The organism is Photobacterium proteolyticum (assembly GCF_001939735.1).
Taxonomy (GTDB): domain Bacteria; phylum Pseudomonadota; class Gammaproteobacteria; order Enterobacterales; family Vibrionaceae; genus Photobacterium; species Photobacterium proteolyticum.
Genome location: NZ_MJIL01000065.1, coordinates 57,591 through 67,253 on the forward strand (window position 1 = coordinate 57,591; position 9,663 = coordinate 67,253).

6 protein-coding genes are annotated in these 9,663 nt (G+C 53.6%); 4 read left to right on the forward strand and 2 right to left on the reverse strand.

The window, feature by feature from the left end; all coding sequences use genetic code 11:
* Positions 1–6 precede the first annotated feature (6 nt).
* Complete coding sequence (locus BIT28_RS10805) at positions 7–687, reverse strand: TIGR00153 family protein (RefSeq protein ID WP_075763561.1); 681 nt, start codon at positions 685–687, stop codon at positions 7–9.
* Positions 688–871: 184 nt separating this feature from the next.
* On the opposite strand from BIT28_RS10805, the gene BIT28_RS10810 reads away from it, so the two are divergent.
* Complete coding sequence (locus BIT28_RS10810; protein ID WP_075763562.1) at positions 872–2,386, forward strand: CYTH and CHAD domain-containing protein; 1,515 nt, start codon at positions 872–874, stop codon at positions 2,384–2,386.
* 47 nt (positions 2,387–2,433) lie between these two features.
* Here the strand turns inward: BIT28_RS10810 and BIT28_RS10815 are convergent, their stop codons facing one another.
* Positions 2,434–3,219 carry a potassium channel family protein gene (locus tag BIT28_RS10815; RefSeq protein ID WP_075763570.1) on the reverse strand — a complete coding sequence of 262 codons (786 nt, stop codon included), beginning with the start codon at positions 3,217–3,219 and terminating at the stop codon, positions 2,434–2,436.
* A 203-nt stretch (positions 3,220–3,422) separates the two neighbouring features.
* On the opposite strand from BIT28_RS10815, the gene BIT28_RS10820 reads away from it, so the two are divergent.
* The 3 genes from BIT28_RS10820 to hldE all read left to right on the forward strand — a co-directional run bounded on the left by BIT28_RS10820 (position 3,423) and on the right by hldE (position 9,531).
* Positions 3,423–5,024 (forward strand): methyl-accepting chemotaxis protein, encoded by a 1,602-nt coding sequence (locus BIT28_RS10820; protein WP_075763563.1) that lies wholly within the window; start codon positions 3,423–3,425, stop codon positions 5,022–5,024.
* Positions 5,025–5,165: 141 nt separating this feature from the next.
* A complete protein-coding gene (gene glnE / locus BIT28_RS10825; RefSeq protein WP_075763564.1) occupies positions 5,166–8,015 on the forward strand; it encodes a bifunctional [glutamate--ammonia ligase]-adenylyl-L-tyrosine phosphorylase/[glutamate--ammonia-ligase] adenylyltransferase in 2,850 nt (949 codons plus the stop codon).
* Between the two features lie 85 nt (positions 8,016–8,100).
* A complete protein-coding gene (gene hldE, locus BIT28_RS10830) occupies positions 8,101–9,531 on the forward strand; it encodes a bifunctional D-glycero-beta-D-manno-heptose-7-phosphate kinase/D-glycero-beta-D-manno-heptose 1-phosphate adenylyltransferase HldE (protein ID WP_075763565.1) in 1,431 nt (476 codons plus the stop codon).
* Positions 9,532–9,663: the final 132 nt, after the last annotated feature.

Genomic DNA, 9,663 nt, shown 5'->3' on the forward strand with positions numbered 1-9,663 from the left:
TCTCGCTTATGAACGCGATAGCATGATTTCTAGTCGCGAGCCGACACGTTGTGCCTGGTCAGCGATACCGCCAACCCACTCGAGAATTTTGTACAGGAACATCACATCCACCGGACTGTGTTGGTCTTCGATGGACATCAGTTGTTGACGTAATTGGATCTGCAAGGTGTCGGTATCATCTTCGATGACATCAAGCTGATTAATCATTTCAGCAACCAGCGTCACCTCTCTGCCCTTGAAGCCTGTTTCCAGCAATTCATCCAGCTCGTTAATTACACGGTTGGCTTGATTTGCTGCATCGAGGCAACGTTGAACATAGGCAACGAAATCCGGGTACATTTCGGCAGGAATTTGCAGCTGACGACCCAAGACACGACCAGCGATATCTTTGGACAGGTTAGCAAGCTTATCCTGTTGGGTAAGGAGGCCTAGCATGTCGGTACGATCGACAGGCATGAAAAGACCACGAGGAAGTTTCAGGCGGATCTCACGCTTCAACACATCCGCATCTTTCTCAAGCTGCGAGATCTGTTCACGTAAGTTCGATGCTTTTTCCCAATCTCCGGCATGACATGCCTCGAAAAAAGGAACAAGCAATTCGCAACACTCATTTACACGAGTAACATGACGTTGCAGCGGTTTGATTGGGGATTTAGCAAAGAGCCCCATAATTGTATTTACTGGCATAGCCGATCAACCTAAAGAGCGCCTAAAGAGGCTAATTCTTGAGCGATGGTCACAGAGGCGCGCATGTTAACTTATAAGTTAGTATAGGGGAACCACTTTTGATCAAGGTTTTGTCGATATTTCATGCTTGCCCCGGAAGGCAATTGCAAATATCCTTGGTTTGCCACTGTTTATAGGTATAACTATGGAAACCGAGATAGAACTGAAGTTTTTCGTCTCACCAGAATTTTCGAGTCAGTTATTACGCAAAATCTCTGAAGCGAAAATTTTGCAGCAAAGTAGTCGAATGCTAGGCAATGTCTACTTCGACACCCCAGACCAAATTCTTCGCCAGCACGATATCGGCCTGCGGGTCCGTCGTTTTGATGATGTATTTGTTCAAACCTTGAAAACAGCAGGACGGGTGGTCGCAGGACTGCACCAGCGTCCGGAATACAATGCTGAAATCAATGGTACCGATCCTGATCTCTCCCTGCATCCTGTTGATGCCTGGCCGGAGAGTGTCAATGTTGCTGACGTCCAACAGCAATTAGCCCCGTTATTCTCAACCGATTTCGAACGCCAGCAATGGCTGGTTGCCATGCCAGACGGCAGCCAGGTTGAACTGGCCTTTGATCAGGGTGAAGTCAGCGCCGAAGGGCAGACCACGCCGATTTGCGAGGTTGAGCTGGAGCTGAAATCCGGTCAGACGGATGCGTTGTTTACGCTGGCCCGTGAATTATGTGCCGAGGGCGGAATGCGCCTTGGCAACCTGAGCAAGGCTGCGCGAGGCTATCGCCTTGCTGCCGGTTATCAGGGGGATCAGGTCACTGCGCTGCCGTTTGTCCCTGTCCGGAGTGGTCAGAGTGTTGAGTCGGTCTTTGTTAATATCCTGGAGCATGCGCTCGGACACTGGCACTACCACGAACAAATTTTCGCTGAACGTCAGGAATTGCCTGCTCTGTATCAGATCCATCAGGCGTTGACCCTGATCCGTCAGGCACTGGTGATCTTCGGTGGAATGATCCCGCGCCGCGCCAGTGCCTTGGTACGCCAGGAACTGCAGTGGCTGGAAGGCGAGCTTGACTGGCTGGGCGAGTTTGCCAGTATTGAACAGTTGATGGCCGACAAAGGCCATGTCCTGAAGAAGCTCAATGCGCGCAAGGTACTGATGAAACAGCTACAGGCAAGACAGCAGAGGTTGCCTGAAGTCGAAGAGATGATGCAGCTGCTGGAGTCGTCCCGTTATTGCGGCTTGCTGCTTGATCTTAGCCGTTGGATTTTGAGCCGCGGCTGGCAGCCATTCCTTGATGACAAGTCGCGTGAGCGCCTGGCCGGTGATATCAAGCCGTTTGCCGATCATGTGCTGAACCGCTCGTGGGAAGAGCTTGCTGACGTGTTTCCGGCTGAGCGCCAATTGAACCGTATTGACTATCTCGACCAGCAACCACGCCTGAACCGTAACTTGTTGAGTGGCTTGTGTTTCGCCGAGCTGTATGACGAAGAGAAGCGTGCTGGTTTCAGAATGCCGTGGCTGGATTTGTTGCGTGGTATGGAAGACCTGCAGCAGCTGGAGCCAATCAGGTTGTTGCTGGAACAGCAGGAAGACGAAGATCGCACTCAGATCGAGAAATGGCTATCCCGTAAGGAAGAGTCACTGCTTCATGCCATGGATCAAACCCGTCAGATAGGGATCGAGCTGGCGCCTTACTGGCCGTAAACTTAATGGCTATTGATGTTCAAACGCCTCGCAATTGCGGGGCGTTGTTATATGGTACGTCTTTCGCGCTGATCGCTTTTGGCATCGAGCCGCTGTTCCAGATCATCGATACGCTTTAGCAGCAGTTGTTGACTTGCCAACATTTGCTGCCATTCCTCTTCATGCCGGGCGGCATCTTTTTGCTGTTGTTTTTCAGGATCGGAAATCAGCGAGCTGACCAACCCTGCTACCATACCGAATAGACCGACTCCGCAAAGAATGATAACGGCTGCCAGAATTTTCCCGAGTGTGGTTACCGGGAAGTGATCGCCGTAGCCTACTGTCGAGATAGTAACAAATACCCACCAGAGCGCATCGCCGGCAGAATGGATGTTGGACTCGGGAGCATTGCCTTCCAGCATCAGTATCAATGCTGAACCGACTGTGACCAAGATTGTCAGGAGCAGGAAAATGGTGGCGACTGTCGCTTCACGACGGTTGCTGCGAATATGATGGAGAATATGATGGCTGGATCGGAGCAGCCGGATGACACGGAAAATCTGGACGATACGGGCAAAGCGAAGAGGTTCGATCACCGGGATGCTGGCAATGAAGTCGGGCCAATGATGTTTGAGATAGTGAATTTTGTGATTGCTGCGCGCGAGATCAGTCAATAATTGACACCAGAACAATAGGCAGATGAACGAGTCAACGCCCACAAATAGCATGTAAACGCTGTCTGTTTGCGGAATAAATATTAAGCTCGTCACAATGGCGAGCGACATGAACGAGAGGACCAGTGCCATTAGGCTCATCGGATTAAGTTCATGTTTGACCGCGTCGATCTTTTTCATCATTTAATTTTCGCAATTGCCTGCCGACCTATAGAATATCAGTTATTGTTTTGAGCATAAAAATAAATCATAGCCAACTGCGGGGTGGGCAGTCTGGCCGGGACTTTTTGCTCGAAGTGATGGCAGGCATTGGAGCAATAGCCTCCTCACGGAAAGTCGTCATTATTTCCGGGGCTAGCATAATAATTAAATGGAGATTCCAAATGGCAAAGATGGTTTTCAAACCCTGGGAAAAGGGACTGACCAATATTCGGCTAGTGCCGAAGCTGGTGCTGTTAATGGTATTCAGTACCGTTTTGCTGATCGGAAAGCAGTTATGGGATGCAAACACTTTTTATCAGTCGGTAGTCAGCATTCAGCAGGACCGCTCTCAGGAGCTGGCGGAAGCGAATGCGGCTATGCTGACAACGTTTTTGGCTCAGGGCGAGGCAGGAAAAGCCCTGGCAGAGCAGGCGATAGCTGCTCAGTCGAGTAGCTGGGACCATGGGGCGTACCTCTACCTTGTCGAGCGTGACAACGGAAAGCTTCTCGGGCATCCCGAGGCTAAAACAATCAACGGGCTGACAGCCTCAATGGAAAACGGTAATAGCCTGTCTGGCTTTTTGAACCAGTTTTCAGGGGCGGGTAGTCTGGTGCTGAGTAACCAGGAGCGCTTTGAGTATGCTGTCGAGCTACCTAAGTGGAACTGGCTGGTTGTCGCGTCACAGTCGGCGTCAGAGGCCGAAGCGTATTACAACGATTATTTGGTACAGGTTGCCTGGCAGACTGCACTGATGATTGTGTCCTTTGTGGTGATTCTGCTCGGCGGCTCAAGCACTATGCTGCGCCAGACCCGCTACCTTGCGGACAATATTCAGCTGCTCGCTGCGCGTAATCTGTCTCAGCCGATTGAGATGGATTGCCGCGATGAGTACGGCGACTTGGCCCGCGAGCTGGAAAAGACCCGGACACAGCTGAAGGATGTGATCCACAACCAGCGTGACGCGGCAGCCGAGCTATCGGGCCTTGCCGAAGTCATGTCGATCAGCATGATGGAGACCAAGGAGTCGGCGCAGGAAGAATTCAACGAAGTTGACCAGCTGGCCTCGGCGATGAGCGAGATGACCTCGACGGTCCAGACCGTGGCTGATCATGCCCGCGAAGCGTCGAATGCCACCGAAGGAACTTCAGAGCAGGCGACTCAGGGGCAACAGTTCGTTTCGCAGACCATCGGCACTATCAACCAGCTATCGCAGGATATCAGCCAGTCGGCGAATGCGGTGAACCAGGTTGAGGAGCGTGTCGAGCAAATTGGCAGCGTGATTGTCACTATCCAGAGTATCTCCGAGCAGACTAACTTGCTGGCACTGAATGCAGCTATCGAGGCGGCGCGTGCCGGTGATGCCGGCCGTGGTTTTGCCGTTGTTGCCGACGAAGTGCGTAATCTGGCCCAGCGTACCCAGCAGGCCACGGTCGAGATCCAGGAAATGATCTCGCTGCTGCAAAATAGTGCCCAACAGGCTGTTGGCCTGATGGAGCAGAGTGTGGTGGAAGCCGCAGAAGGGGTGGATCTTGTAACCAACGCCGGGGGCGAGCTGGACAAGATCGTTGACCAGGTCCAGCGTATCAATGATATGAACTTCCAGATCGCATCCGCTGCCGAGCAGCAGAGTGCGGTTGCCGATGAAATGAGCCAGAACCTGACCAATGTTCGCGAGCTGGTGGAAGCTTCGGTGGTGGTAGTCACCGAGCTGACGGAAACATCGGAGACGATGCAGAACCATGCGACAGAGCTGGAAGGCAAAATCCAGGCCTTTCATGTCTGACGACCACTTGTAAACGGCTGCCACGTTTCCGGAACGTGAGCCAGGTAACTGACAACGCCCGCTAACTAGCGGGCGTTGTGTTATGTTATTGCTAATAAGCATTTAATCCGCTTTGCCAGGGAATTGAATTAAGGAATCGAGATGAACCAGCCTGCCCCGTTGATCACCGCCGCCGACAAAGCCATCGAAAAAATTCAGAGTGCTCATTCTGAGCCGCTGGCCCTGTGGCCCGTGGAGCGCTTGCCGGAGCTGCGGCAGGTGCTTGGTTGCAGTGACTTTGTTACCGCATCGCTCGTACGGGATGGCCAGTTGCTGCCCTGGCTGGCAGATCATGTTGATGATACAGAGCATGCCAGCCAGTATCGCCAGCTTCTGGCTGACAAGCTGGCTTCAGCGACCGATGAGAACAGCCTGATGCGTTTGCTGCGTGCCTTTCGCCGCCAGGAGATGGTATGGATTGCCTGGCGAGATTTCACCGGCAAGGCATCTCTGACCCAAAGCCTTGATCATCTGTCGCAGCTGGCTGAAGCCCTGATTATGGAAGCCTATAACTGGCTGTATGCCCAATGCTGCAAGGAGTGGGGCACCCCGATGAATGCTCAGGGAGAGGCGCAGCCAATGTTGATCCTCGGCATGGGCAAGCTCGGTGGTGGCGAGCTGAACTTTTCCTCGGATATTGACCTGATCTTTACCTATCCGGAAAACGGCGAAACCGAAGGCGGGCGACGTAGTCTGGCCAATGCCCAGTTTTTTACCCGCTTGGGACAGCGATTGATCAAGGCGCTGGATCAGCAGACATTTGACGGTTTTTGCTACCGGGTCGATATGCGGTTGCGTCCGTTTGGTGACAGCGGCCCGCTAGTGATGAGCTATGCGGCACTCGAAGATTATTACCAGGAGCAAGGGCGGGACTGGGAGCGCTATGCGATGATCAAAGCGCGGGTGATGGGGCGAGAAAGCTTCAGCCAGTATCAGGAACTGCGCCAGATGCTGCGGCCTTTCGTATTCCGTCGCTATATCGATTTCAGTGCTATCCAATCATTACGACGAATGAAATCTATGATCAGCAGCGAGGTCCGCCGCCGTGGCCTGAACAACAATATTAAGCTAGGGGCGGGCGGGATCCGTGAAGTTGAGTTTATTGCCCAGTCGTTTCAGTTGATCCGCGGCGGGCGCGAGCCTAGCCTGCGCCATCGCGGGTTGCTTGAAACTCTTGCGGCAATGAAGCAGCTGGCATTGTTGCCGCAAGAGCAGGTTGCCGACCTTGAACAGGGATACTGCTTCTTGCGCCGGCTGGAAAACTTGCTGCAGGCGATCGACGACAAGCAAACCCAGACCTTGCCGGACAAAGTGCTGGACCGGCACCGCCTGGCCTTTGCGATGGGGTATGATGACTGGGACGCGCTGCAGGCGGCAGTCGACAGTCATATGGGCGCGATTCACCAGGTCTTCGAGAACATTATCGGGTCCGAGGAAGAAGAGGTCCACTCTGCTGCCGATACCCAATACCATGAAATGTGGGCCATGGTGAAAAATGAGGAGGTCGTGCTCAGCATTCTTGACGAGCTGGCGGCCTCTGACGGCGCCAGCCAGGCCAGCACGCTATTGGGAATGAAGGCCGAATTGTCCAAGCGTACCCTAGGCCCTCGTGGCCGGGAGGTACTGGCAAAACTGATGCCGGAGGTCTTGGCGCGCATTGTGCCTCGCCCGGATGCTGCGCAGGTTCTGGCCCGGGTGACCAAACTGATTGCCCGGGTGGCAACCCGGACGACGTATCTTGAGCTGTTGAGCGAGCACCCGGCCGCACTGGATCAGCTGGTCCGCCTATGTGCTGCCAGCCCGATGGTCGCCGAGCAGCTGACGCAATATCCTATTTTGCTCGACGAGCTGTTGGATCCCCAGCACCTCTATAATCCGACACCGCTGGATCAGTATCAGTATGAGCTGTATGAGTACCTGGCACGGATCCCGGAAGAGGATATGGAACAGCAGATGGAGGCTATCCGCCAGTTTAAACAGGCACAGCTGTTGCGCATTGCCGCCGCAGATATTGCCGGTGCACTGCCGCTGATGAAAGTCAGTGATCACCTTACTTATCTGGCCGAGGCGATTATCGGGGCCGTGGTCAACCAGGCCTGGCTTCAGATGGTCGAGAAGTATGGCGAGCCTTCCCACCTGCAGGAGCGTGACGGCAAGGGCTTTGGTGTGTTGGGATATGGCAAGGTCGGCGGCTGGGAGCTGGGGTATGGCTCTGATCTGGATCTGGTGTTTCTCCATGACTGTCCGGCCAATGTGTATACCACCGGCAAGAAGGAAATCGACGGCCGCCAGTTCTATCTCAGGCTGGCACAGCGGATTGTCCACCTGTTTTCGACCCGAACCTCTTCCGGTGTGCTGTACGAGGTCGATGTGCGCCTGCGGCCGTCCGGTGCATCCGGGCTGCTGGTCAGCACTATGGAGGCCTTTGCTGAATACCAGCAGCAGGAAGCCTGGACCTGGGAGCATCAGGCACTGGTGAGGGCACGTATGGTGTATGGTGACAGCCCGCTGCAGCAGGCTTTTTCCAAGGTACGGCAGGCTATTTTGATGCAACCTCGCGAAACGGCGGCCTTACAGCAGCAAGTGGTGGAGATGCGCCATAAAATGCGTGAGCACCTTGGCAGCAAGAAAGCCGGGATGTTTGGCCTCAAGCAAGATGAAGGCGGGATCACGGATATTGAATTTATTGCCCAGTATCTGGTCTTACAGCATGCCAGCGGCGAGCGGGCCCTGACCCGTTGGTCTGATAACGTTCGTATTTTCGACACGATGGCCGAGTGCGAGATCCTCAGTATTCAGGATGTACAGGCGCTTAAGCTGGCCTATTGCCATATGCGTGATGAAATTCACCGTCTCAATTTGTTGGGCCTGTCGGCGTATGTGCCTGAAGATCAATTTGTTGCCGAGCGAAAGGTGGTACAGCAGGTATGGCAACAGTGCCTTAAACAGTAAAGGCGATGAAAGGTAAACAGCCCCGAGGCTTTGTGATAGTATTTCTCGGTTTTTTCTTCTCAGTTTTTCTACCCCGGAGATAATAATGAAACTGACTCTTCCTGATTATGATCAAGCAGGTGTTTTGGTTGTTGGTGATGTCATGCTAGACCGTTATTGGTATGGACCAACCGGGCGTATCTCGCCTGAAGCGCCTGTGCCTGTTGTTAAGGTCGATCAGATCGAAGAGCGCCCGGGCGGCGCGGCTAACGTGGCAATGAATATTGCAGCGCTGGGAGGTCATGCTCGCCTGGTTGGCCTGACGGGGATAGATGAGCCGGCGAAAGCGCTGAACGAAAAACTGTCGTCGTTGGATGTTCGTTGTGATTTTGTCTCACTGCCGGATTACCCGACTATTACCAAGCTCCGGGTAATGAGCCGTGGCCAGCAGCTGATCCGCCTCGACTTTGAAGAAGGGTTCCATGATGTTGCGGCTGATATGATCCTGCCGCGCCTGGAGCAGTCGCTGCCGAATGTCAAAGCGATGATCCTGTCTGACTATGCCAAAGGCGCACTGGAGCATGTCCAGGCAATGGTTCAAATGGCCCGCAAGGCTGGTGTGCCTGTGATGGTCGATCCGAAAGGGACTGATTTTGAGCGCTATCGTGGTGCTACCTTGCTGACACCGAATCTTTCAGAATTTGAAGCTGTCGTAGGCAAGGTCAATACTGACGATGAGCTGGTTGAAAGAGGCTTTGGCCTGATTGAGCGATTTGAGCTTGAGGCGCTGCTGGTCACGCGCAGCGAGCACGGTATGACGTTGCTGCAAAAAGGTCAGGAACCTCTGCATATGCCGACATTGGCACAGGAAGTCTATGACGTTACCGGTGCCGGTGATACGGTGATCTCGGTATTGGCGGCATCGCTGGCAGCGGGCAAATCACTGTCGGATGCCTGTAAGCTGGCCAATGCGGCTGCCGGTGTGGTCGTTGCCAAGCTGGGTACCTCGACGTTGTCAACCATTGAGCTGACCGAGGCCATCCACGGTAGCCAGGACAGTGGTTTTGGTGTGATTGCCGAAGCTCAGCTGAAGCAGGCTGTTAAAGCGGCAAGAGCACGTGGCGAGAAAGTTGTCATGACCAATGGTTGTTTTGATATTCTTCATGCCGGCCATGTTGCCTATCTGAATGAAGCGGCAAAACTGGGCGATCGTCTGATTGTTGCGGTTAACTCGGATAGCTCGGTACAGACTCTGAAAGGACCGGGACGACCGGTTAACCCTGAAGACCGCCGTATGGCTGTATTGGCCGGACTTGGTGCCGTTGACTGGGTGGTGCCGTTTAGCGAAGAAACGCCGCAGCGTCTGATCAGTGAAATCTTGCCAAGTCTGTTGGTTAAAGGTGGTGACTACAAGCCGGAAGAGATTGCCGGTGGTAAGGAAGTGGTTGCCGCTGGTGGCGAGGTAAGGGTACTAAATTTTGAAGATGGCTGTTCAACGACAGAAATCATCGAAGCTATCCGTGGCGGTCGCGGGTAATTGAGCTGCCGCCGTTACATTGCTCTAACTTGGCAAAGTACAGCATCTTCTTGTCTAGTCCTAAAATAGGTTGACGCTTTTTTTATGAAGCCGGTAGGTACTCCCTGCTGGCTTTTTCATGCACCTCACTCG